At 32.3% G+C, this 26,150-nt stretch carries 17 protein-coding genes; 2 read left to right on the plus strand and 15 right to left on the minus strand.

All coding sequences use genetic code 11. The annotated features are described in order from the left end of the window. Positions 1 to 83 precede the first annotated feature (83 nt). Positions 84 to 710: a LysE family translocator gene (locus PBN93_RS01635; protein WP_271081254.1), complete on the plus strand. Its 627-nt coding sequence runs from the start codon at positions 84 to 86 to the stop codon at positions 708 to 710. A 302-nt stretch (positions 711 to 1,012) separates the two neighbouring features. Here the strand turns inward: PBN93_RS01635 and PBN93_RS01640 are convergent, their stop codons facing one another. From PBN93_RS01640 to PBN93_RS01655, 4 genes are all read right to left on the minus strand, one after another. Continuing rightward, entirely contained in the window at positions 1,013 to 3,055 is a 2,043-nt protein-coding gene (locus PBN93_RS01640) for a hypothetical protein (RefSeq protein ID WP_271081255.1), read from the minus strand. A gap of 218 nt (positions 3,056 to 3,273) precedes the next feature. Continuing rightward, positions 3,274 to 3,645 (minus strand): hypothetical protein, encoded by a 372-nt coding sequence (locus PBN93_RS01645; RefSeq protein WP_271081256.1) that lies wholly within the window; start codon positions 3,643 to 3,645, stop codon positions 3,274 to 3,276. A 293-nt stretch (positions 3,646 to 3,938) separates the two neighbouring features. Beyond that, positions 3,939 to 4,610, minus strand: a complete 672-nt coding sequence (locus PBN93_RS01650) for a bifunctional 4-hydroxy-2-oxoglutarate aldolase/2-dehydro-3-deoxy-phosphogluconate aldolase (protein WP_271081257.1) — start codon at positions 4,608 to 4,610, stop codon at positions 3,939 to 3,941. Positions 4,611 to 4,643: 33 nt separating this feature from the next. Next, positions 4,644 to 5,666, minus strand: a complete 1,023-nt coding sequence (locus PBN93_RS01655) for a sugar kinase (RefSeq protein ID WP_271081258.1) — start codon at positions 5,664 to 5,666, stop codon at positions 4,644 to 4,646. 152 nt (positions 5,667 to 5,818) lie between these two features. Between PBN93_RS01655 and PBN93_RS01660 the strand changes: the two genes are divergently transcribed. Further along, positions 5,819 to 6,832, plus strand: a complete 1,014-nt coding sequence (locus PBN93_RS01660; protein WP_271081259.1) for a LacI family DNA-binding transcriptional regulator — start codon at positions 5,819 to 5,821, stop codon at positions 6,830 to 6,832. A 72-nt stretch (positions 6,833 to 6,904) separates the two neighbouring features. Here the strand turns inward: PBN93_RS01660 and PBN93_RS01665 are convergent, their stop codons facing one another. The 11 genes from PBN93_RS01665 to PBN93_RS01715 all read right to left on the minus strand — a co-directional run bounded on the left by PBN93_RS01665 (position 6,905) and on the right by PBN93_RS01715 (position 25,985). Next, positions 6,905 to 8,401, minus strand: a complete 1,497-nt coding sequence (locus PBN93_RS01665; protein ID WP_271081260.1) for an arylsulfatase — start codon at positions 8,399 to 8,401, stop codon at positions 6,905 to 6,907. A 29-nt stretch (positions 8,402 to 8,430) separates the two neighbouring features. Continuing rightward, positions 8,431 to 9,996, minus strand: a complete 1,566-nt coding sequence (locus tag PBN93_RS01670; protein WP_271081261.1) for a sulfatase family protein — start codon at positions 9,994 to 9,996, stop codon at positions 8,431 to 8,433. A 93-nt stretch (positions 9,997 to 10,089) separates the two neighbouring features. Further along, the gene (locus tag PBN93_RS01675) at positions 10,090 to 10,572 is read right to left on the minus strand and encodes a hypothetical protein (RefSeq protein ID WP_077402849.1); all 483 of its coding nucleotides are present in this window, start codon (positions 10,570 to 10,572) and stop codon (positions 10,090 to 10,092) included. Between the two features lie 18 nt (positions 10,573 to 10,590). Next, positions 10,591 to 12,339 carry a RagB/SusD family nutrient uptake outer membrane protein gene (locus tag PBN93_RS01680; protein ID WP_271081262.1) on the minus strand — a complete coding sequence of 583 codons (1,749 nt, stop codon included), beginning with the start codon at positions 12,337 to 12,339 and terminating at the stop codon, positions 10,591 to 10,593. 10 nt (positions 12,340 to 12,349) lie between these two features. Next, entirely contained in the window at positions 12,350 to 15,463 is a 3,114-nt protein-coding gene (locus tag PBN93_RS01685) for a SusC/RagA family TonB-linked outer membrane protein (protein WP_271081263.1), read from the minus strand. 82 nt (positions 15,464 to 15,545) lie between these two features. Continuing rightward, positions 15,546 to 17,450 carry an alpha-1,3-galactosidase-related protein gene (locus PBN93_RS01690; protein WP_271081264.1) on the minus strand — a complete coding sequence of 635 codons (1,905 nt, stop codon included), beginning with the start codon at positions 17,448 to 17,450 and terminating at the stop codon, positions 15,546 to 15,548. Between the two features lie 343 nt (positions 17,451 to 17,793). Then, complete coding sequence (locus tag PBN93_RS01695; protein ID WP_271081265.1) at positions 17,794 to 20,139, minus strand: glycoside hydrolase family 2 protein; 2,346 nt, start codon at positions 20,137 to 20,139, stop codon at positions 17,794 to 17,796. A gap of 12 nt (positions 20,140 to 20,151) precedes the next feature. Continuing rightward, entirely contained in the window at positions 20,152 to 21,690 is a 1,539-nt protein-coding gene (locus PBN93_RS01700) for a sulfatase family protein (protein WP_271081266.1), read from the minus strand. Between the two features lie 4 nt (positions 21,691 to 21,694). Next, positions 21,695 to 23,116: an arylsulfatase gene (locus tag PBN93_RS01705; protein ID WP_271081267.1), complete on the minus strand. Its 1,422-nt coding sequence runs from the start codon at positions 23,114 to 23,116 to the stop codon at positions 21,695 to 21,697. A 12-nt stretch (positions 23,117 to 23,128) separates the two neighbouring features. Next, a complete protein-coding gene (locus PBN93_RS01710; protein WP_271081268.1) occupies positions 23,129 to 24,541 on the minus strand; it encodes a sulfatase in 1,413 nt (470 codons plus the stop codon). A 103-nt stretch (positions 24,542 to 24,644) separates the two neighbouring features. Continuing rightward, the gene (locus PBN93_RS01715; protein WP_271081269.1) at positions 24,645 to 25,985 is read right to left on the minus strand and encodes a glycoside hydrolase family protein; all 1,341 of its coding nucleotides are present in this window, start codon (positions 25,983 to 25,985) and stop codon (positions 24,645 to 24,647) included. Between the last annotated feature and the right edge of the window lie 165 nt (positions 25,986 to 26,150).

A 26,150-nucleotide genomic window follows, 5' to 3' on the forward strand; every position in this document is an offset into this window, starting at 1 on the left:
ACCAAAAATAAGTATTTTATAGTCTACAGCATAATAGTTCTTTTGCATTAGAAATTAATTTAATTATTAAAATTGAAGAAATAATGGGTGTAGAAAATTTTATAACATTTTTATTTACTGCTTTTATTTTTATAGCAACCCCTGGCTTAGATACTATTTTTGTACTAAACAAATCTATTACTCAAGGTAAAAAGTCTGGAATACGCGCTACAGTAGGCATAAATACTGGAATTTTAGTACATACCATTTTTGCAGCTTTGGGATTATCTGTATTGTTATCTAAGACTAATTATGCTTTTACTACAATAAAATATGCTGGTTTTATTTATTTACTATTTTTAGGAATTACCAAACTAAAAAACAGTAATAAAGCATTAAAACTTGAAGAACATAAGAAGCCAAAGAAACAAAAAAGTGATTTTTGGTCTGGCTTTATCACAAACACATTAAACCCAAAAGTTGCATTATTTATTTTAGCTTTTTTTCCTCAGTTTATAAACCCAACACAAATTAAAAATCCATTACCGTTTATAATACTAGGAACAACTTTTGCCATACTAGGTACAATTTGGTACGTAGCACTAACATTTTTTGCAAGTAGTTTTACACAGAAAATTAATAATAACCCAAATTTTAATTTGTGGTTAAACAGGCTAAGCGGTATTGCGTTTATACTTATGGGAATTTCTATAGTATTGGCTAATAACTAATGCTGTATTCAATTAAATTACTTTAAAGAAAGATCCATAAAACAGTTCTAAATGTACAATTTAGTCATTATTAAATTCAAGTTGATAGTAACCATTTACCGTTTTAATTTTAACCAAGTTTCATTTAGGTTTTTACTTCTTTAATTGATTTTGAGATATTATACTAACGTGTTTGTATATGGTTTGTTGCGTGGTTTAAGTACTAAATTTAGCAAATAAAAACCGAATAGAAAATCCGCGAGGATTTTCGTAAGTAGGCTAAAACCAGCAATTAATTTTATACGGTGTTAGGCAACGTTTTTTTAATTCGTAGGTAATCCTAGTTTTTCGAATAGAATTCGGTTTCTCATTTTGGCATCTTTCAATAGTTTTTGATAAGATATTACTTCAATATATGCATTGTATTTATCGTGAAATTTAAAATAACCCATTGAATCAGGTGTCTTTTTAAAATCTTTATCATCTAATACTTGTTTTAAATTTTCGTTAAAATCTAAAACGATATAAGCATAAAATGGTGTGTTTGCGTTTATAAAATCAATTTTTTTCCCTTTTCTATCAACGCCTTTATTATCTCTAATTGTTCTTATATATTGTAAAACTTGGTCAACAGGATTTTTTTTATAAGATTCAGTTGTGTAGCCTTGTCTTTCCGGTCTTTTGAACTCAATTATTGTAAATGAGTGATGTGGTGCTTCGTCATTTACGAAAGCAAAACTATCATTAAATATTAATAAATCTGGTCTTTGTAAATCTTCACTATCTGATACTTTTATACTTTTAAAAGATTTATCTGAGGAAAGATAATTATGGTAAGATAATCTTTCATCTATTAACCATAAATTCTGTTTGTCGTAACTAATCTCGTCAGATTCCGAGCGAATAGGGAAGAAGATATTATGTATAGTTTCTTCTGTTTGAAATTTATTATCATCTATTCCTAAGAACTTATCTAATAGTTCAATAACAGCTTTTCTATGAACTATGTGTTTCGCAAGGTTTGCCTTTCCAATATCATTAAATTTTTCTATATACTCAGCATATTTTTCTTGATACTCTTCTGTATTTTGTATATCCTCATCTGCATTTAGAACTTCTTCTCCTAATTCTTTGATTTCTGATTCGAGTTCATTCTGCGCTTTAAAAAGTTCAATATCAAGTTTATTACCTTTTAAGTTTGGTGGTAATTTTTTTATAGTTTCAGGATGATATTTTAAAATTGTTTTATACTGAGGTGAAGAATTATAAATATGAGATTGATAATTTTCAAATTTTTCCTCTCTTACACTTGATAAATATGGTTCAAGAAGCTTTTCTATTTCTTCTACCGCATTATTTCTAATATTTTTAATTGTTATTTCATTAGAATCGTCTTCTTCTTCATCTTCGTTTTGTTCTAAAATGTTAAAATCGATTCTTTCACTATCTACAGCTTCGTCAAAAACTGTACTTGTCAAATAGGCGTGATAAACAAAATGATTACCATCTTCATCATTAATTCTTCTTCCTAAATCTGAGATATATTTATTTAACAATTCGAATTTTACTTCTCTGTTATTAGCACAATAATGAATTTGATGGCTCATTCTTGTATTAAATACTCTTAAAAGATATAAATGAAATGTATTATCATTTATTGTTAATTCTGACTCTTTTATAGAGCCTTTAAAAGTATTTTTATAATAATCTTGTAGTAATACTTTTTGTCCATTTTGTTCTCTTAATGTTATATAAGGACATTTGTTTTGTAAAAAATAAATAAGAAAATGTTCTACTATTTTTTCTGCAATATCTTCTAAAGGTTTTGGACAAAATTTTTGATATTCTTCTCTGTAATGATTTAATTCAACCTTAGTCCAAGATTTACTTTCTGAATTAGATTCTTCTTTAAAGTCAAAAATACCATTGCCGATTTGCTTAAACGTGAAGCTACGTGTTAAATAACTTCCATTTGATTGAAAAGAACTATTGTAATTAACGTGGTTAAATGCTTTTAACGCAACAAATCTTCCAATTCCTTTAGCTCCTTTTTCAATTTTATAATCAGATTCAGCTGTTAAAAAAGAGTTTAAATTATTGTCATTAAAACCTGAGCCATTATCGTGTATTAAAAAGCTATTTACAGGATATATATCTACTATTTTCAGATTTTCATATGCCTCTTTTTTCCCATTTCGTATTATATCAATAATAATTTGTCCAGAATCAAGATTTCCTTTTTCTTCAATTGCGTGTATAGAATTACTTATCGCTTCAAATAAAGGCCATAAGGCTTTTCTTTTTGGCAATTTTGTATTTCTAACTTTACCTGCAATGTTTGTATGAAATTCTCTTTTTTTCGTCATTTTTTGTCAAATGTTGCACAACGGCCTTGGCTATGGTTAGTGGCGGTACAAACAGAGAGTGTATTTTCCGCAATGCAATTAGCCAAAGCTTTTTATTTTGTTTTTATTTTTTATATCAAAAGCCAAATCCCAAAAGATTTGGCGGACTTTATAAATATACCCAAACTTTACGTTTAAGCCTAAACACCGCCATTAATTATAGCCGTTGTTAGCAAATGTTATTTTTTTATATCCGACAATTTTGGTTTAAACTCAATTCGTGTGTCTTTAAACCAACTAGTTTCGATTTTAGCCCAAATCCTTTCCTTCCGTTTTCTTTTAGTTTCGAGTACAACTATCCGATAGTAAGTGTGTTCGTATTGAATTGCCCCATCGTTAATCGTCGGTTTTCCGATTGTTATTTCAAATTTTTTAAAGGGCCCAACTTTGAAAAGTCCTGGATATTTTGAGTCTACATATTTCAATCCATTTTTTTTCAATTCCATCTCTATAAGTTCTTTAAAGTCCTTTGATTTGTCAGAAGTCCATTTTATAAAAAGTTGGATTGGAATTGCGACCAAAACAAAAAGGATAATCCAGTAATAACTCATTTGGTTTCTAATATTTGCTAACTACATATAAACGCAATTAATTGCGTTTATTCACCCATATTGGTGTAATAAACGCACATTTTTACTTTTAGCGCTTAATTTTCTCACAATATAAAAACATTTTTTGTAGTACAAATACAGATATGTGTAATTGTATCAGAATTAATTATAAATGGTAGTTGTAGTAACTTAAAATGTAAAATATTTTTAACTTTTTGGCATAAAAAAACCATACTTTAGTGCAAGTATGGTTTTATGGTTTGTGTTTAGTATAACCCTAAAATGGGAATAATTTATTTTTTCTTTAGCTTTTTTATTACTGCTATAGTTTGTTTTACGGTAGCTTCTAAACCTTTATAATCTTTATTAGCTATAATGTCTTTACTTATTAATTTAGAGCCTATACCAACGCAAGTAACACCTGCATTAAACCAAGCTGTTAAATTATCTTCTTCTGTGGTTACACCACCTGTTGGCATTACGTTTGTCCACGGTTGTGGGCCTTTTATAGCTTTTACAAAATCTGCTCCGTAGGTTGCACCAGGAAATAGTTTTACAACCTCACAGCCCAACTCTTCTGCAGTGTTTATTTCTTTTAAAGAACCACATCCAGGAGACCACATTACTTTACGCCTGTTACACGCTATAGCAATGTCTTCTCTAAAAGAAGGTGTTACTATAAAATTGGCTCCCATTTGCATATACAAAGAGGCTGCTGCTGCATCTGTTACAGAGCCTACACCTAGTACCATACCTGGCAATTCTTTTATGGCGTATTTGTTTAACTCAGAAAATACTTCAAAAGCAAAATCGCCGCGTGCGGTAAATTCCATTAAACGTGCGCCTCCATTGTAACAAGCTTTTAAAATGTTTTTTGCTAAATCTACATCAGAATGGTAAAATAAGGGTACCAAACCGGTTTCATTCATTATATTAAAAACTTCTATTCTGCTATATTGTGCCATAATTATGTGCTGTGTTTTTATTATTTTAAAGTGTTAGCGTGCTACTTTACCAGAGGCATCGCCACTCATTAATTTTTCTACTTCATCTACAGTAACCAAATTAATATCTCCGGATACAGTATGTTTTAAACAACAGGCTGCCACTGCAAAATCTACTGCTTGTTGTGCGTTATATTCTTTATTTAATAAGCCATAAATTAAACCTCCCATAAAAGCATCTCCACTACCTACCCTGTCTACAACAGGCGTAACATCTTTAATTGCGGCGCTATAAAGCTCTCCATTATCATACAAAATACCACCAATTTGCTGGTGAGATGCACTTATAGAGTAGCGTAATGTTGTAGCTACTTTTTCTAAATTAGGATACAATGTAAATAATTTATTATACAAGCTTGGTAAAGACTCTTTGTTATTGTAATCTGGATTTTCTTGTGCCAATCCAGACATAAAAAATGCGGTGTCTAAATCTCCCAAAATTACATTGCTGTAAGATAATAGCTCTGGCATAATATCTTTTGGTTCTTTACCATATTGCCACAATTTTGCTCTATAATTAAGGTCTGATGTTATAAAAACTCCCATTTTACTAGCAGCTTTTACAGCCTCTAAACACACATCTGCTGCCGTTTGCGATACTGCTGGCGTTACACCACTCCAATGAAAAACGATAGCGTCTTTAAAAACTTCTTCCCAATTTATAGTACCAGGAGTTATAGTTGCCATTGCACTATTAGCTCTGTCATACACCACCTTACTACCTCTTGTACCTGCACCGGTTTCTAAAAAATATACCCCTAACCTATCACCACCAAAAGCAATATTTTTAGCTTGTACATTACGTTTTTTTATTTCCATTAGGGCCGTTTGGCCCAAATCATTCTCTGGTAAACGTGTAACAAACTCAGCCTCTAAACCATAATTTGCAATAGATACTGCAACATTAAACTCGCCACCACCATAGGTAGCCGTAAAGTTATTTGCTTGTGAAAAGCGCAAATGTCTTTGTGTAGACAAACGCAACATAATTTCTCCAAAGGTGACAACTTTACTCATTTTTATATTTTTTAATTAAAATTTACATATGGTTAATCGATTAAGCATTGGGCTAAAATAAAATCAAAACCACCTTGTTACACTATAGTAGCTTTGATTGTATGTGTATTTTCAATACTTTTGGTTAATCGATTAAGCAAATATATTAAAAATTGTCAAACAAAAAAACCACTCTAAAAGATATTGCTGTTAAGCTAAACATATCTACGGCTGCTGTTAGTAAGGCTTTACGTAACGATTCTAGAATTAGTAAAAAGACAAAAGAGGCTGTAAAAAAAATAGCTAAAGATTTAGATTACCAACCAAATAACCTTGCTAGTGCTTTGCGTAGTGGTAAAAGCAACTTGGTGGGTGTTATGGTACCAAGCACAAATAGCTCTTATTTTTCATCGGTTTTACAAAATATAGAAGAGGTTTTAAACAGTAAAGGCTATAACGTTATTGTAACACAGTCTAACGAGTCTTACACTAAAGAATGTAACAATATAGACACCTTACTTTTTACACAAGTAGATGGCATTATAGCATCTATGGCAAATGAAACGATAGATTTAAATTACTTTGAAAAAATTAAGTCTAAAGGTATACCACTTATTTTGTTTGATAGAGGTGAGAACAACCTAAATGTAGATTATATTGGTATTAACGATTATGACAGTAGCCATATGATTGTTGACCATTTGGTACAAGAAGGTCGTAAAAATATTGCTCATATAGGCGGATTTAAACACACACGTATTTTTAACAACAGAATTAGAGGTTATATTGATGCGTTGCAAAAACACAAACTTACTTTGTTTGATGATTATGTAAGTGAAAGCAATCTTACTATTGAAGATGGTAGAGCACAAATGAAAAAATTGTTAGCGCTTAAAAACCCACCAGATGCTGTATATGCTGCTAGTGATTATGCTGCATTGGGTGCTTTGCAAGTTTTAAAAGAAGAAAAAATAGCGGTACCTAAAACTATTGCGCTTGTTGGTTTTGGTAACGAACCTTTTACCACAATGGTTACACCAACTATTACCACAATAGACCAACACAGTGCTGAAATTGGTAAAATAGCGGCTGAGACTTTTTTAGAGTATGCAGACCAAAAAACAACTACACAGCAATTAAATAAAAAGATATTAGAGGCTAAGCTTATTGTTAGAGAATCGTCCTAAAAAAACTTAGTGCTGTAAATACAAAAAGTCGTGCTTTGTAGCACGACTTTTATATGTAGTAAAATAGTAAGTTTACTTAAACGGAAATAACTTAGACTCTGTATGAGAATCTTTCATTATTTGTTTTAACTCTGCTACTATATTTAAGTTTGTAGAAGCAACATTGTATTCTTCTTTAGGGTCTGTAGCTAAGTTATACAGCTCAAACTTACCTTGCTTTTCTGCATTTATTTTATACCATACACCTTTCCAATCGCCTTTTCTTACTGCTTTTCTGCCTTTTTGTATATTAAATTCCCAATACAAATACTTATGTTGTTTTTGCTCACCTTGGTTTACTAATGTTGGCACTAAAGAAACACCATCTACCTCAGCCGGAATTGTAGTTTCTGTAATATCTGCTACGGTTGGTAAAATATCCCAAAAAGCAGATACCATATTTGTGGTTGTACCTGCTTTAATTTTGTTAGGCCATACTGTTATAAATGGTGTACGTATACCACCCTCATACAAGTCTCTTTTTTCTCCTCTTAATCCGCCTCCACTATTAAAATATGCAGGGTTTGCGCCACCCTCTTTATGTGGACCATTATCACTAGCAAACATTATAATAGTATTATCTGCAATGCCTAATTCTTTAACCTTTGCAACAATTTGCCCTACGTACACATCTAACCTATCTACCATAGATGCATACATTGCATATGGTTTGTCTTGAGAACTATATTCTGTTGGGTTAATATGTGGTCCGTAGTCTGATGTATAACGTTCTTTAGTGGTATGCGGTACTTCTTTAAACTTACCAACGTACTTTTTAAAAATAGAATCTTTAGGTGCCATTAGCTCTGCGTGTGGAAGGACCAATGGTACATAAGCAAAAAAAGTTGTATCCTTATTCTTTTCTATAAACTTTAAAGTTTCATCTTGTATAAGATCTGGTGCGTAGGTTACCATATTAGTATAATCATTACCCTTTAAAAGCACTTTTTTATCATTTTTCCATAAATGCGTTGGGTAATAACGGTGTGCTTGTCTTTGACAATTGTAACCATAAAATTCGTCAAAACCTTGGTTTATTGGATCTCCAGTAGAACCAATATAACCCAAGCCCCATTTACCAAAAGCTCCATTTACATAGCCTGCTTCTTTTAACACTTCTGCTATAGTAACACTAGAAGCTGGTATGGGCTCCTGCCCTTCTTGCCCCTTTAATTCTCTGTTACCTCTAATAGGTGTGTGCCCAGTATGCAGACCTGTCATTAAAGAAGATCTAGACGGTGCACATACAGCAGAACCTGTATAATGTTGTGTAAATTTTATTCCGTTTGCAGCAAGTGCATCTATATTTGGTGTTTTAAAATTTACCTGACCGTAACTACTTAAGTCACCATAACCTAAATCATCTGCCAAAATATAAATTATATTAGGTCTTTGTTTTACTTTTACTTTTTCTTTTTTGTTTGTATTAACTGCAGATATGGCTTCCTTTTTGGTCTCTTTACAAGCTAAAAACAAAAGCAATGTTGCCACAAAAACAAAACTAGAATAGCTTAATTTATTCAATTTCATTTTATTAAAATTTAATAAGTTTATTGTAATTATCTAAGTTTTAGTTGCTGAATATTATTGTAGTTTTTACCACGTATAGCCTCAAACTCAGTAATCATTTCCCGTAACTTTTCTGGTTTAGCTTTTGCCAGATTATTTTGTTGTGCCTTATCTTCTTTTAAATTATACAACTGAAAATCTGGACTACTACCTGTTTCTATATCTACTTTTTCTTGGTATGCTTTGCCTTTGTAAGGCGGTATCATTAACCAATCTCCACTGCGTAATGCTGTTCTTGAGGTTGCCTCTATAATTAAATTATCTCTTCCCGTTTTTTCTTCACCCAAAAATGTTTTTAAAATATTTTTACTATCTGTAGAACTTTCTTGTGTACCTACTAAATTTGCTATAGAAGCTAATAAATCTACTTGGCACACAATAGCGTCAGATTCCCCAGGCGTAATATGATCTTTCCAGTAGGTAATAAAAGGTACACGTGTGCCAGCCTCAAACAAACTGTACTTACCACCTCTTAAACCTCCTTTAGGATCGTGTTTTCCTAATTTTTCTACAGCATCATCATAATACCCATCGTTTAAAACAGGGCCATTATCACTAGAAAAAACAATTAAAGTATTCTCTAAAATACCTTCTTCCTTTAATGTTTTTACAAACTCGCCAATACACCAATCTGCTTCTAAAATAACATCACCTCTTGGGCCTAAACCAGATTTACCTGCAAACCTTGGGTGCGGAGTACGCGGTACGTGTGGTTGTTGCATTGCATAGTATAAAAAGAACGGAGCGTTTTTATGTGTTTTTACGTAGTCTTGTGCTTTAGCTAAAAAATGATCTGCCATATCTACATCACTCCATTTAGCAGCCTCACCACCTTTCATAAAACCAATTCTACCAATACCATTTACAATACTATTGTTATGGCCGTGATGCCATTTCATATCTACCATTTCTGGGTTATCTACAGCAGTTGGTTCGCCCACAAAATTAGTTTTATAGTTTACCTCTATAGGATCATTAGGATCTAAGCCTACAACATTACCATTGTCTATGTATACCGTTGGTACGCGGTCTTGCGTTGCAGCAAGTATATAAGCATCATCAAAACCAACCTCATTAGGACCTGGAGAAACACGCTCATTCCAATTTACATTTCCTGTTCCCAAACCTAAATGCCACTTGCCAACAATTGCAGTTTGGTACCCTTGGCTTTTAAGCATTTTAGGTAATGTTTGTTGTTCTGTACTAATTAATAATGGTGCTGTACCAGGCAGTATTTTAGCATCTTTATTGCGCCAAGGATACACACCTGTTAGCAACGCATACCTACTAGGTGTACAGGTTGCAGAAGTTGCATAACCATTTGTAAACTTTAAGCCTCCAGTGGCTAAGGCGTCTATATTTGGGGTGTTTAATTCTGTTGCTCCATAAGAACTAATATCACCGTATCCTAAATCATCTAAATAAATGACAACAATATTGGGCTTAGTATTTTTCTTTTCTGCAGTTGCAACGACTTTGGTTTCTTTAGGTTTTTCTTTACAACTAAAGCTTACTAGTATAAGAAATAGTACTGTTAGGTTAAGTATTTTTTTCATAAAGTGATTGTTCTAATTTTAAATAAACTTATTTGTTGGGCATAAAAAAAAGAATTCCACTTTACTATAAAACTAAAACGGAATTCTTATAATTTACTCTTCTAAAACTGTAACTGTTATGGTTTTATCTACTTTCCAGACATCACCACTTTTAACAGATTCTGCCACAGAGTCTTTAAAGATATTTACAAGTTTTATATCTTTTTCTCCAAGTTCTGTAAATAATACGTAAACTAAATTATCTGTAGATATTTTACCTGCGTTGGGTTTTATAAAACGCGCATAATTTAAAGTATCTGCAGCGGTAAAATTACCACTTATAAAGTGCATACCGTCTTCTATTTCCCATTGATGGCTAACTAAGCCCCTAGAGAGGTCGTTAAACGCAACGTACTTATTTAAACCGATAACTCTTTTTTCTTGTTCATCTTCATCAAGATCAAAAGAGGTCCAAACTGTTAAACTAGAAAAGTCTCCGTATGGTGGTTCATAATCATCTTCTTCTGAACAGCTAAATGCCAAGCAAAAAAACATTAGTAACAGAGTAATTTTTACTATTTTTTGTATATTTTTCATTGATTTATGTTTTAAAAATTAATCATCAATTCTATTGTTATTTAACCTTTCTCCTTGAGGAATATCAAAATAACCCGTTTGCCCAGCAGACCAAGCTGCTGCTGCATCTATATACTCAGAAAACTTTTTAGGACCATTCCCTTTTTGTAACAAGCTTTGCTTACGCACACCCTCTTTTCCATTAGTTCTAGTATACGTATAATCTGCTACAGAAAATACTTGCGTGCTTAAATCTTGAAATCTTTCTAACGTAACTCCCCAACGACGTAAATCTATAGTTCTTGTAGAAAACCCTTCTAAGGAAAGCTCTAGTGGATATTCTTTATACATTAAATGCTCCATTAAAGATGATGATGAATACGTAACACCATCAAAATCGTGTGCGCTACCATCTGGCATACCTAACAATTGCAATCCCCAACGACTACGTATTTGGTTTATTAGTTTTAAGGCTCCACTTACATTACCGGCTTGTAAAAAGCATTCGGCTTGCATTAAATACACGCCAGAGAGACGATTAACAACCACATTTCTTCCAGATTTCCAAGGAGATGTAGAGGTTTCAAACTCGGTTATATGCCCAATATGGTTGGTATATTTTTTATAATTAGAAAATCTTGTGTTACCAAACGTTGTAGTTTGTGGTGCTGTATATTTGTAATACTCAGAAATTTCATCATTAACAACAGCAATAGTTTGTGCTGCTCTTAATGGTATAGTTCTTAATTCCCCGGTAATATCACCATCTATATAATTTCTAGGATCTTGGGTATCCATAGGTTCTGTAGTATACTCATACGTTAGCCAAGCAGATGGCAATAACTGCGCTTGTCCACCTATTGCTAATTTTTCTTCTGCGTGTTTTGCAGTTGGCGCACATCTACGAGCTAGTCTGTTTGCAAAAGACTCTTCATCAAAAAAGCCATCTTCTAATTGTTGGTCATTAGCATAGTTAATTTCAAAAATAGACTCTGAGTTAAACTCACCTGCTGTTGTAAACATTTTAGATACATCTTGTTCTAACTCATACCCATAATCTCCTCTAACATTATTTATAATATCATTAAAATAAGTACTGGCTTTGTCATACTCACCTCTATACAAATAACTAGTACCTAAAATAGTAGCTGCGGCACCTGCATCTACTCTAGATTTAGGCTCCATTTGTAATGGTAAATTATTGTAGGCATATTCTAAATCTTCTGTAAAAAAAGCTATTACTTCTTCAGATGTAGATAAAGGCTTAGAGTAGTCTGCCGTAGATTTTGGAACAGATTCTCTTATTATTATTTTTCCTTCATTAAAAGTTGAGTGCAGGTAAAAATGCATTAAACCTCTAAAAAAACGCGCTTGTGCCATTTGTTCTGTCCATCTTTGTTTAGACTTTAAATCATCTGTCATAGAATTTAAACCCTCTATAACTTGGTTAGCTCTCCAAATTATACGGTATTTAGAATCCCAACGTTTTTGCACTACAAGATTATCAAAAGTTAAACGGTGTTGGTACCAAGGTAAATATGCTCCTGTTGGGTTGTTTCTTGGTCCTGGATGTGCCAAATCTGTACGGTAAAACTCTTCTTCTAAATCTAATATATAATGATCTAACATACCGCCATATATTGATGTTAGGTTAGATTCTGATTCCTCTAATGTTCTCCAATAAGTATCTGAAGACAAAAAGTTAGGGTTGGTTTCTTCTAGGTAATTTGAGCAAGATTGAAAAAGTCCTGCCGCAATTAATACGATTATAATTATATATTTTTTCATAATATTGTGTTTAGAAGCTTATATTAATACCAAGTGAATACAAAGACGTTAAAGGAAACCTAGATAAATCTAGTCCTCTTTGTGCTACATTGCCCCCACCTACCTCGGGGTCATAACCATCATAACCAGTAATTGTTAATGGGTTTTGCGCAGAAAAATAAAGTCTTAATTTAGAAATTCCATTTTTCATTAGCATATCTTTATCTAAGCTATAGCCTAAAGAAACTTGTTTTAGTCTTAAATAATCTCCGTTTTCTACCCATAAATCTGTATCACCATCATAATTTGGGTGCCTACCATTACGATCTATATAAAAAGGAATATTAGACGTAGGGTTGTCTGGTGTCCACATATTATACAAATCTCTATGACGCCCTCTTGTAAAAGCATCTGCTTTGGTACCGTTAATAATTTCTGCACCTACAGAAGCATACCAGTTCATTGAAAAATCAAAGTTTTTATAAGCCCAAGTTAAATTTAAACCAGCTTCAAAATCTGGTAATCCACTACCAGAGTACACTCTGTCATCATCTGTAATTTTGCCATCACCAGCATCTGCAATACCATCATTATCTGTATCTACAGTTTTTTGGTCTGTGTAAATTAAATCTCCCAGTCTAGCATTAGCGTCTAATTCTTGGTAGGCCAATAATTGCTCTTCGGTTTTAATAGTTCCTTGTGTTTGGTGCAGCCAAAAAGAGGCAGCTTCTCTACCCACCTTAAAAACGGTTACTGGAGATAGTAATACTTGTGAATTAGAATTGTAAATAATATCTACACCATCTACAATATGTGTAATTTCATTAGAGTTTTTAGTAAATGTAGCGCCAATAGTAATTTTACTTTTTCCTATCTTCTCATTGTACTGTGCTCCTATTTCTAAACCTTTATTGGTCATATTACCAATATTTAAAATTACATTTTGTGGTTGACCAGATACTACACCTGTAGAACCAGGTAACCTAACAGGAAACAACATATCTTCCTTTTTTGTAACGTAATAATCTGCAGATAAGGTAAATTTATTTTTAAAGAAACCTAAATCTATACCAATATTGTCTGATATTGATGTTTCCCACTTTACTTGAGGATTAGAGTAAGCAACTACAGCAGAACCTAAATTTACAACCGCATCATTAGGATCAAAAATATAGTCTCTTTCACCTGCTATTACAGATGCAAATTGGTAATCGTTAAAACTATCATTACCAACGGTACCGTGACTGGCTCTTATTTTAAAATTGTTAACTGTTGCCTTTAAAGATTTCCAAAAATTTTCACTAGAAACGTTCCAAGCACCAGAAATAGAAGGAAAGTTACCCCAACGGTAATTTTCTCCAAACTTACTAGACCCATCTCGTCTTATTAAACCAGATAATAAGTATTTGCCCTTGTAGTTGTATTGTACCCTTCCTATTAAACCTATGTTTTTTCTAACATAATTAATACCAGATTCTGCTAATGGATCTTGCCCAGCGTTATTTATAACTTCTACTTCATTAGAAATAACACCGTTTCTTGATGCTATAAAAGATTGAAAATTTCTTTCATCAAAAGAAGTACTTGCAAGTGCAGTTACTGTATGATCTCCAAAAGATTTTTTATAGTTTAAACTACCATCCCAACTAAAAACGCTTAATCTAGATGATTCTGCAGATACACCACTTTTTAATGGGTCTACTTCTGAAGTCTCTGTAGTAACATCAAAAAGTTCAAACCTAGGTCTAAAAATGTTTCTTACAGAGTTATTTATATTGGCACCAATTCTAGTAGTAAAATCTAATTCGTCTGTAATTCTTCTGTTTACACTTAAGCTTACATTTATTTTATCTGTTTTTTGGTTATCCTTTCTTTTAAGGTTTTGTGCAAGTGTATTTAACGGTGTTTCTACACCACCTTGTCCAGATTCTGTAAAAAATACATCAGAGTCCCTATCTATTATAGGAAAATAGGGTTTGTAACGTATTGCATTGGTTAACAAACTATTTGTTGCTCTGTTACGGTCCTCTAAAATGTAACCAATACTTGTATCTATTTTCCAGTTTTTTGTATTGTATGTAGTATTTGCTCTACCATTGTACCTTTTAAAAGAAGAACCTACCAAAACACCATCGGCATCAAAATAACCACCTACTACGTTGTACGTAAACTTATCTGTACCGCCAGAGATATTTAAATTGTATGTTTTACTTTCTGTATTATCTATTAATACAATATCTCTTAAATCGTTATCATTATTTAACCATTCTGGTCTGTTTGGTCCCGGATCAAAAGCTTGCGGATAGTATCTTTTTATTTGAGTTTCAAAATACACCTGTTCTTTAGTGTTAAGTAACGGTATGTTTTTACCTAAATCTTGTATTCCGTAAGAGTGATTAAACTCTACACGCATTGCACCTTCTTTACCTTTTTTAGTTGTAATTAATATTACACCTGCAGCACCACGTGTACCGTAAACAGCGGCAGAAGCGGCATCTTTAAGTACATCTATAGTTTCTATTTCATTAGCACTTAACCTAGGGTCTCCTTGTTGTGGTATACCATCTACTACAAATAATGGTGTATTACTACCAGATAAAGATGTTATACCTCTAATTTGTATGCTAGACTGTTCTCCTGGTTCCCCAGAGTTTGCAGTAATATTAACACCTGCTACTTGGCCTTGTAAAGCAGAAGCTAAATCTGGTGTTATAAATTGTTCTACCGCTTCTGATTTTATTTGTGCTACAGCACCAGTAAGTTCTTTCTTTTTAACAGTACCGTAGCCAATAACAACTACTTCATCTAAAGTTTCTAAATCTGTGTCTAAAACAACGTTTAATTTACTGCTAGTTACCTTTATAGATTTTGGCTCCATACCTATAAAACTAAATTCTAAAATGGCTCCTATTTTAGTATTTATAGCATAATTACCATCAAAATCTGCTGCTACACCATTAGTAGTTCCTTTTTCTACTACAGATACTCCTGCAATTGGTAAGCCATCATCAGAACTTGTAATTGTTCCTTTTACCTCAATATTTTGTGCAATTGCTGTAAATGTGAAGAACAACAACAATACCGTTGGTAGCATTTTTAAACCAATAGCCTTACTTGGTTTTATTGTTTTTGTTTTGTTTTTCATTTCCTTTAAGTTTAGTTTTTTAGTTTTGTTAGTTTTATTATCAATGCATTTTTAATTCATATTTTTTTGTTTTAGTTACTACTTATTTAAATGTTAATTTACCTACAGATGCATCTGTTTCTAATATTTTAGATGCTTTACCCTTGTAAATATTTTTTTTAAACTGAATGTTTTTTGAATGACTTATACGTATTGCAGGATTATTTGTGTGCAACTGAGGAAAAGTACCCGAATTGGTAATTATGTTTTTTGTAAACAACAACCCATCTGTATTTTTAACCTGAAGTATTAAATTATCAAACTGGTTAAAAGTATTGTTTTCTATGGTTACATTTTTAAAAGCAATATTAGCGTTATCATCATCTGTATCAAACCTAATTACTCCTCTATTAAAACCACTGTGTTGGCAATCTTGAAAAGTGTTTCCTGTAATTAACAAATCATTAGCACTGCCAGACTCATACCAATGTCCGCTTTCTACAGGAATTAAAACAGCTTCCATTTCTGTACTAAAAAAGTTATTTTTTATAACTGTTTTTTTAGGTGTAGATATTAATAAACCACGTGCTCTGTTATTTTTTATTGTACAGTTTTCTACTGTTAACTCTGGATACGCATCTAAATTTTCTATTAAATCTCCTACGTTAAGATTTTCTGGTAATTTTTTATTAAAAGTGATAATTTGATACCTACTATTTATTTTTTGAATACTCTTTATAGAATTTTCTGCATAAGGGAAAAAAGAATTACTTAAACGTAAAAAACCTATTTTATCATTAGCTCTACCTATTACAAAACCTTGCTGCTGAAAATGTCCCATTCTAATACCCAAGGTATATTCATCTTTAATATCCTGTACAATTTGGTACGTACCGTGTACATTTGTAGCATCATCTAACTGATTAGAAAAAGTAGAATTTTTTAATACCACTTTACCTCTACAACCTACAAAATGTGTAGCATCTGCACTTGTAGATACCATACGCCCGTTAGAAGCTGTTACATTAAAACCATCTAAAATTAAGTTTTCTGAGTTTTCTGCAATTAATCCCATACCACCAGCGTGGTGTACATTTACATTAGTAGCAAAAAAACCAATAACGTTAGACACTCTAAATGCTGGTGCTAATCTATTATGCTGTTGTTCTCCTTTACTAACTATAATTTTACCAACCTCTGGCAGTTTCTTTTTATGGTTGTAAATGCGTACAATACCCGGTTTTATTTCTTTAAAAATTAAATTAGACTCACGACTAATAATTCTTTTATCTGGATCTAACTTATCTGTAGGATATTTATAGTTTATTTTATCTAAATTTCTACTTACACTTACCTTTTTATACAATGCCAAAGAAGTATACGCTTCTGTATTAAAAGAAATTGCTTTACGTTTTGGGTCAAACAAAATTGCTTGTCCAAAATCATGCTCATAATATTCTTTAACAAAAATTAATTGCTGATTTCTAATTTCATAAGGATACTCATCAGATATTTTAATATCAAAAGTATGCTCTTCCTTATTATTAGCAATTATAGTAGCTTCACTATGGAAGGGCACTGCCCAGTCTACCGTTACATTTTTAACTGTAATATTTGTAGAATTATCTATTAAAAAAGGTATCATTCTTCCGTGAAAAATAAAAGTAGATCCTTGCCCATCTATTGTTAAATTTTTAAAATTTTGGATAGGAAAAGCAGTTTTTATAATTACATCATTATGGTTAGATATATGTACATATTTTTCTAAACCTAGGTCCGGATAAAAATGATATGTACCTTTTTCAAAACTAATTTCTGATATTGGTAATTTATCGGCCTTTAAAATTCTTGCTAAAACATTTGGTGTTGCATCTTTAGCTATATCTAATTTAAATAGTACTTTGTCTAATGCTCCTACTTGCCCATAATTAAAACTAGTTACAAAAGTAACTAAGATAAAAAGTAGCGCTAACCTAAGACTTGTATTATTTTTAGAATGCTTGTTCATTATTTACTATTAATTTGTTAAATGTTTTATAAAATTGATAATTCTATACAATAGTATTGTCTACACGCGTAAAAGAAATGTATCTTTCCGTAAAACAACACATAAACATCTAAAAAACAATTGTTTACACTATAAAATTATTATACATTAATAATATTTAAGTTCTATAAAACACGTAAAAAGATTAAAAATTTGTTTATTTAAAACAGAAAACGGCTTTAAAAAACAACTATAAATAAGTAGAACCTTAATAACTTTAAACTTCTACAAAAAAAAACAGCCTCTATTAGGTTTTTAAGCCCATAGAAACTGTCTTTTGTTAACAGATTGTTCCCCAAACAGTCTATTTTATCTTAAAATTGTAAGTGGTTTGCAAATTACCAGAGGTTACTTTAATTGGTACGGTTCCAGATACATTACCAACTCTTACTACTGCTGTAGCAATACCTGCTTCGGCAATAACAGCACCAACATTTACTAACTCTAAGCCATTACCCAAATTAACGGCAATTTCTCCTTTAAAATTAGGATCTATAGTACCGTTTTTATCTACTGCAGCTATGTAAACAAACAATACATCGTTTACATTTGCGGTAGCAGGTTTTCCGCTTTCATCTACCCAAATTTTTAATTTTGTAGCTTTTTCTGGAGTTGATACTTTATCTTCTGCTACTTGTTTACCGTTAATAAACCCTTTAGCTACAAGCGTACCGGGTGTAAACGAATTTAACTTAAACGTAAAAGGTGGGTGTTTTAAATTAGTAGAAATATTATTTACGTCTGGCTTTTGAGTTGCAATTAATTTATTGTTTACATATAACTTTACCTCATCTACATTAGAAAAAACTGTTACGTCTGTAGGAGAATCTTGGTTCCAATAAGTTGCAATTTTTAGTATCTTATTTTGCTCCGCACTTTGTTGACTTTGATAAAAGTAATACGCAAATTTTGGCAATCTAAAAATATCCATTATTCCTGATGCTTCAATGTTATCATGGTAACCGCGGTTATAATCATACATAACCCAATAACTATCTGAATATGCAGGAGTATTTAAATTGTCATTATGAGATTCTTGCACATTATATGCTTGTTGCAACAACCTAACCTCTCCGTCTGCTCTTAATTGTCTACTACTTTTTTCTAGTCTAATATCTTTTGGTAATTTATGCTGATTTAAGCCTGCATTGTTAGAGTAATACTCCCAATCTCCGTATTCTGAAACAGAGTATGGTTTGTTTTTTAACTCATGCGGATGTAAAATTCTGTGTTGGCGAGCTTGTAAATAAATATCATACACATCATCCATCCAACCACAAGAATATACATTGTCTCCAGGATATTCTGCATGTACTATTTTGTGCAATTCCTCCATAAAAAAGATAGGCATTTTAGTTTCGTTTAACGATACTTCCCATGCTAAAACAGAAGGTCTATTCCTATCTCTACGTATTAATTCTGATGCAGAACGGTAGCAATATTCTCTAAAAGCATCTGTGTCATTATAATATTGCCAGCCCATTATTGCATCAATAACTACTAACCCAAGCTCATCACAAGCATCCATAAAAGCTGGTGATTGTGGGTAGTGTGACAATCTTATATAATTAAAACCTGCTTCCTTTATTTTTTTAGCATCACGATACTGCGCATTATCAGATAACGCATAACCAATAAACGGATACTCTTGATGCCTGTTTACACCACGTAAAAATGTTTTTTCGCCGTTAACATATAGTTGGTTTTCTTTAAATTCAAAAACACGAATACCAAATTTTGTTTTTTGCGAATCTACCGTTTTACCATCAACTTGTATTTTAGTTTCTAAAACATACAAATTAGGTGTGTCTGGAGACCATAAATTAGGATTGTTTAAACTTAATTCTGCAATATTATCTACATTTTTAGTAGCTTCAATTTTTAGTATTGGTGACGTGTACGTTTTTATAACCTTACCATTATTGATAATGTTTTGCACAACAGTTACATTCTGCTCTTTATTACTATCATTAGCAATATTTGTTTTTATTTTAATTGTAGATAATGCTTTACTTACCTTAGGATATGTTATAAAAATACCTCCACCAGCTACTTTATTTGCTAATACAGCATCAGAAATATATACGTTTTCTTTTACTGATAGTTTTGCGTTTCTATACAAACCACCATACATATTAAAGTCTAACCTTTTTAATGGTTTAGGACCTGTAATTTCGTTATCAGTATTATCTAATCTAATAGCAATAGTATTTTCACCTGCTTTTATATAGTTTGATAAATCTAATGCTATAGGTAAATAACCGCCATGATGCTCAGAAACTAATTTTCCATTCACCCAAATTTTTGAAAAATTCATAGCAGCCTCTAGCTCAAAAAATACTTTTTTTGCTGCATCTGCTTTAGAAATATTTACTACTTTTCTGTACCAACAAATGCCTTGCCATTGGTTGTTAACAACCAACGGCTCTATGTTTGCAGTATGCGGTAATTGTACATTTTGCCAATCTTTATCGTTAAAATCTGCTGTAAGTAATTCTTTAGTAGCAACTTTAGACTCGTCTACTATTTTAAATTTCCAATTTTTATTAATGTTAGTTGTAGTGGGTTTATCTTGAGCATAAGACTGTATTGTTAAACTTAATACTAAAATAAAAAAAGTATAAGCTGTTTTAGTTTTCAGGTAATTCATTTTTGGTATTTCTTATTTATTAGTTTCTTTTTTTAATGCCTGCTTATACTCTTTATTTAATTTACTATGTCCAATTTCTACGCCGGCAAGCATTTTTTTATACTCTTCTGGTTTTTCCTTTTTAACCCACTCTATTAGTTCTGGTCCATTAGTAATAACAGGATTGTAGATGTCACTAACTGGTTTCATTTCTTCATCTAAAAGAGCCGTTTTATTGCGTAGCTTTTGCAATACATCTTTGTACTTAGGGTTTTCTGCTAAATTTACCAACTCATAAGGGTCTTCTTTTAAATTGTACAGCTCTTCTTTTGGTTTTGTAGAAGCAAAAAACGGAGCCTGATTTTTGTTTAATTTCCCATCTTTATAAAGGGTACGCATAACATGTACAGCTGGTCTGTAAAATTCTAAATATGCTTGGTGAGCATCATAAGGAACCTCTGGCATATCATTACGTATATAAGACCATTCTGTTGTGGTTACAGACCTAGATTTCTCCTCTATTTCATCCCACAAATCTCTTGCTCCATAATTGTATTCTCTATTAAAATTTTCACTAAAAATAGGTTTCCCTGTCATATAACTTGGCACATCTATACCTGCAAAATCTACAATACTAGCTGTAATATCTGTTGCGCTAACAACATCTTCTCTAACTTGGTTTCCTTTAAATTTAGCTGGGTAATGCACTAACAAAGGAATACGCAAACCTGGATCTTGCAAATACCCTTTACCACGAATATTGCAACGCCCATTATCACCAATAAAAATAACAATAGTATTGTCTGCCAAACCTTTATCCTCTAATTCTTTAAACAACATACCCACCTCATTATCCATATACTCTATTTGGTCTAAATATTTAGCCCAATCTAGTCTTACCGCAGGATGATCTGCCATATATGGAGGTAGTGTAAGTGTTTCTGGATTTACTGGGTGTTTAGATTCTTCTCTTATTTGGTCCCACCAATCTCCTCTGTGTGTTACTTGTAATTGTATTTGAGCAAAAAATGGTTCATCAGTTTTTTTAATAGTATCATATTTATCAAACAAACCAAATTGAGTTTTTCCATCCCACTCACCAATAGCTTCATGCTTAAAATTTACATCTATTTTTCTTCCTTTATTTAAAACAGCGTGATTACCTAAAATGGTTGTATAGCCAGCATCTCTTAACAACTTAGTAAAAGGTGTAAACTGTGCATTTAAAGGAACTTCTCTATTACTACGGTGATTATGCGTATTTGTTTTAACTTGATGTGTACCCACCATCATAGCAGATCTACTAGGAGAACATATAGGGTTTGTAACAAAGGCATTGGTAAAAAGCACACCTTCTTTTGCCATTTTATCTAAAAACGGGGTTTTAACATCTGGCATACCATAGCACGCTAAATCTGTGCTCATATCTTCTGCCATAATCCAAATAATATTTGGCTTTTTAGTTTCTGTAGGTGTTTTTACAGCAGTTGCTTTTTTATCGGTTTTACCTCCACAAGCCATTAGCATTAAAGCCAAGGCCATACACCATAAAATTTCTTTTACTTTAATCATAATCTTAATTTTTAAATACGCCTCCAGAAAATGGATAATGCGCTATTGGCACACTCTGCTCCTTTAAAATTTTATTTGCTTTGGCTACTATTTCTGGATGCTTGGTAGATACATCTTCTTTCTCATACAAATCTGTTTCTAAATTGTACAATTCTGTTTGGTAATTATCTTTATAACGTACTGCTTTCCAGTGACCAAAACGTGTAGCCTGCTTAAATCCTTTTACAGATTTACCTTCCTGAATTTCCCAATATAAAAAATCATGTTTAGGCTGTTTGTTGCCTAAAAGTTCTGGTAAAAAAGAAATACCGTCTGTTTTATTAGGTACTTTTGCATCTGCTACTTCTGCCAATGTTGGCATAACATCATAAAAAGTACTGGGATGATTAGTGGTTACTCCTCCTTTTATTTTTCCTTTCCAGTAGGCTATCATTGGCACTCTTATACCTCCTTCATACAAATCTCGCTTGTAACCGTGTAAATTGCCAGAGCTATTAAAAAAAGTATAATCATGATGGTTTTCATTGGTTGGTCCGTTATCACTAGAAAATACAATTAACGTATTTTCTAACTCACGGCTTTCTTTAAGTTTAATAAATAAGCGCTTTATTTGTGTGTCTAACATTGTAATGCTAGCTGCGTGTCTGCGCTCTATCTCTGGCCACTCTTGTATTTTATCACTGTACAAATCATTTTTACTTAAAAAGAACTCGTGTGCGTGTGGCGTTCTATAAGACATGTATAAGAAAAACGGCTTACTAGCATCCTTTTTATCTAAATACTCTAGTGCAAAATTGGTTCTAAACTCATCTAAGCAACTGTAATTATTATAGTTGTAAAAAATAGAATCTTGGTTATTATTTACCCAATGTACACGCTCATCTATTTCATTACCATTGGCATCTTCTCCCCATTGTTCCTGTACGGCATAGGTAAACCCTCTGCCTTTTGCCCAGGTAGATACATCTTCTGGTACACCCAAATGCCATTTACCAATCATAGCTGTTTGGTAGCCAGATTGCTGTAGCATTTCTCCAATAGTTTTTTCTGATTTTTTTAAAGGAACCCTATCATATTTGTTAGGGTACTCTCCTTTATTACCTCTAATACTAACGTGGCCTGTGTGTAAGCCTGTCATTAATACAGCTCTAGAAGGCGAACATACAGATGTACCCGCATAAAATTCTGTAAAACGCATACCTACAGAAGCCAAACTATCTAAAAACGGGGTTTTAATTACTTTTTGTCCGTATGAACCCAGCTCTCCATAACCCATATCATCTGCCAATAAAAAAATAATATTTGGCTTTTTAGTTTGAGGTTTTTCCTTTTGCTCACTATCAGTTAAAGCAAGGTCTTTTTTATCTTTAGAACCGCAAGAAATACAAATTGCAAGTACTAAGGTTGATAAAATAATATTTTTCATAAATTTAATATTCTATTTTGTATAAACAGGAACAGCTTCCTTTTCCCAATTTGCAAGGTCATTTTTAAGCTCTTCTTCTATTTGAAGACCTTTACCCATTAAATCATCTTGCTCGCTTATATCTTTAGCTACATTAAATAATTGGTAGGTACCACTGTGATATTTAATCAATTTATAATCGCCTGCCATTACAGCAGCATATTGATCTTCATAACTTCTAAAAAAGTATAAATTTCTTTTTTCTAGAGTTTCACCTTTTAAAATTGGCAATAAACTAACACCGTTAATTTGAGTGTCTTCGCATTTTTTACCAGAGGCTATTTCTATTAAAGTAGGATAAATATCTATAGATTGTACTGGTACATTTGTTTCTGTATTTGCTGTAGTAACACCCGGATAATTTATTAATAATGGTACACGTGCACCACCTTCACCCAACGTATTTCCGCCCTTTTTACCGCCACTTAACGGCGCGTTGGTATAAGCACCTCCTTGGTCTGATAATACTATGATTACTGTATTATCTGCAATTCCTTTATCTTCTAATGCTTTGCGTACACGGCCAACAGACTCATCCATAGCCTCTACCATTGCAGCGTGGTGCGCATATTTTCCTTTTAGGCCAGCATCTTGGTATTTTTTTAGCAAGTCTTTACGACCTATAGATGGCCCGTGAACAGAATAATACCAAAAAGATAGCATAAAAGGCTGGTCTTTATCATACTCTTTTATAAAGTTAACCGCACCATCTGTTAGCACATCCGTTAAATAATCTCCTTTTTTAACTCCTGATTTTAAAAACCCTCTTGGATCATCTTCTGCCTTAAAAAATGGGTAGTAATAGCTTTTGGGGTGTCCTGCATTGGTTGTACCATATTCTGCATCAAAACCTTGATCTTTTGGGTAACGTCCTGGGTGACCTAAATGCCATTTACCAATAAACATGTTATAATACCCAAATTCTTTTAAACGCTCTGCATACGTTATTTCCTTTAATGGCAAATAATTTCTAGAAGGCATTTGTACAGGGTCTGTAGGCCATAAATTATATTCTGCTTCTGGATTATCTTTATCTAATGAAATATGCCTAGGCATACCAAGCCTAATAGCTTCTTTACCGGTAAGCAAAGACAACCTACTTGGACTGCAAGTAGGTGTTGGTATATATGCCCTTGTAAAGTCTAAACTTTCTTTTTTAAATTTATCTAAGTTAGGTGTAGTAAAAGTTTGATTTCTATACCCAATATCAGACCAACCGTAATCGTCTACAAACAACAATACAATGTTTGGTTTTTTAGATGTTATTTCTGGTTGCTTAACAACTATATTTTCTGTCTGTTTTGGTTTGTTTTTACATGCTGTAAAAACAAATACAAAACCCATTACAGCAAGTAATGAGTTTTTGTAAATGTATGCTCTTTTCAAAATTTAAAAATGTTTATTGTAAATATCTTTAATATGTGTACAGTAAATGTATCTGGTGGTTTACAAAATGTATTTTTCCGTAAATTATAATGCACATTGTTATTTAGTTACAGTCTGTATCACTCACGGCATCTTCTTCTGTTTGTACAATAAAACCATTTTTAAATCCTGTTCCAGAAACAGTCTTTTTATTTAAAACAACTTTGTAATTTGGTGTATTTAGTACCGCACTTATTGATGGCCCCCAGTATGACTCGCCTCCTGCTGTAATTGGATTTTCATCTATTAAATCTCTTAAATCACACGGCATAAATTTGTAATGTTTTGGTTTTAATTGAGCATCTTTATTACCATAAGTTGCATTAACATTGTTAATTGTAACTTTACTAAAAGTGCCATCTACCAAACCTGGTGCACTGTATTTTTTAGAAACAAAGCCTCCCTCTATACGTACAGCAAAACCACAACTGTTTGCTGTTATGCCATTTACATAAACTTTACCATTATGCATAGCATGAGGAGACACCATTACAGCTGCATTACCATTTGTACATGAAATGTTTTCACCGTACATATCATGTACTCCACCAATTTGTAAGTCGTTCATAAATGTCCAACCAGTTTCAAAACGAAGCGTTACACCACCCGTACCTTTTAAATTTTTATACAATACATTTTTAGCAGCTTGTACTTGCACCAAACCATACCCATAATCTGAGTTTAAAGTAACTGCATTTTTTACTACACCGTTTGTTGGCCACATATACTTATTGTTAAACTCGGTAATACCCATTGTAACCGCAGAAAACTTTGTAAGCGCATCTTTAACCCTAAAATCTGAAATTAAAAAATTAGATATATTATTTAAGTTAAATACAGCTACGTTACTGTTATTAGCCTTGGTTAGGTCTACAGTAAACTTATCTCCGTTAGAACTTGATATGCTTACATTTTTAACAACCGCAGATTCTTTGCCAAACGTAAACATTGCATAATTTTTGTTATCAGGCCTTGTAGACGGTCTAAAAACAGCTTCGCTATTTACAACTATATGTACGTTAGACTTTAGTTTTATTTCCGATACTGTATACTCTCCTTTAGGTATAAGTAATTTGCCTCCTCCTTTAGAGGACACATCATTTATTGCTTCTTGTAGTTTTTTACTATCATCTGTGGCAAAAATTTTATCAACACCATAATCCTGTACCAAGTTTTTAGTAACAGCATAATTATTAGGAGGTGTGTAAAAATCAGTCTCATTAAGCATTAAAACTTTTACCTCTGTACTGTTCTCTTCTAAAATACTTAACTCGTCTGTAAAAGTATCTTTTTCATCATTAGAGCAAGAAATTAGAGCTATTGCTAAAAGCCCTAAAATAAAGTAGTTTGTTTTTAAACCATTAAAATTTAATTTTTTGTTTGCATTGTTATTGTTTTTCATCATAGTAAAATTAAGGTTGTTTAATTACTGCTCAAATCTAAACTGAATATTTAGTAAGATTGTACTCACAAGTAAAAAAACTGTATTTTACCGTAATTTTATAACCTACATAGTTTAACTAAACTATAATTAACTGAGACATACTATTTACCTTTAACTACATTTTGT

Source organism: Cellulophaga omnivescoria, from assembly GCF_027915275.1.
GTDB lineage: Bacteria > Bacteroidota > Bacteroidia > Flavobacteriales > Flavobacteriaceae > Cellulophaga > Cellulophaga omnivescoria.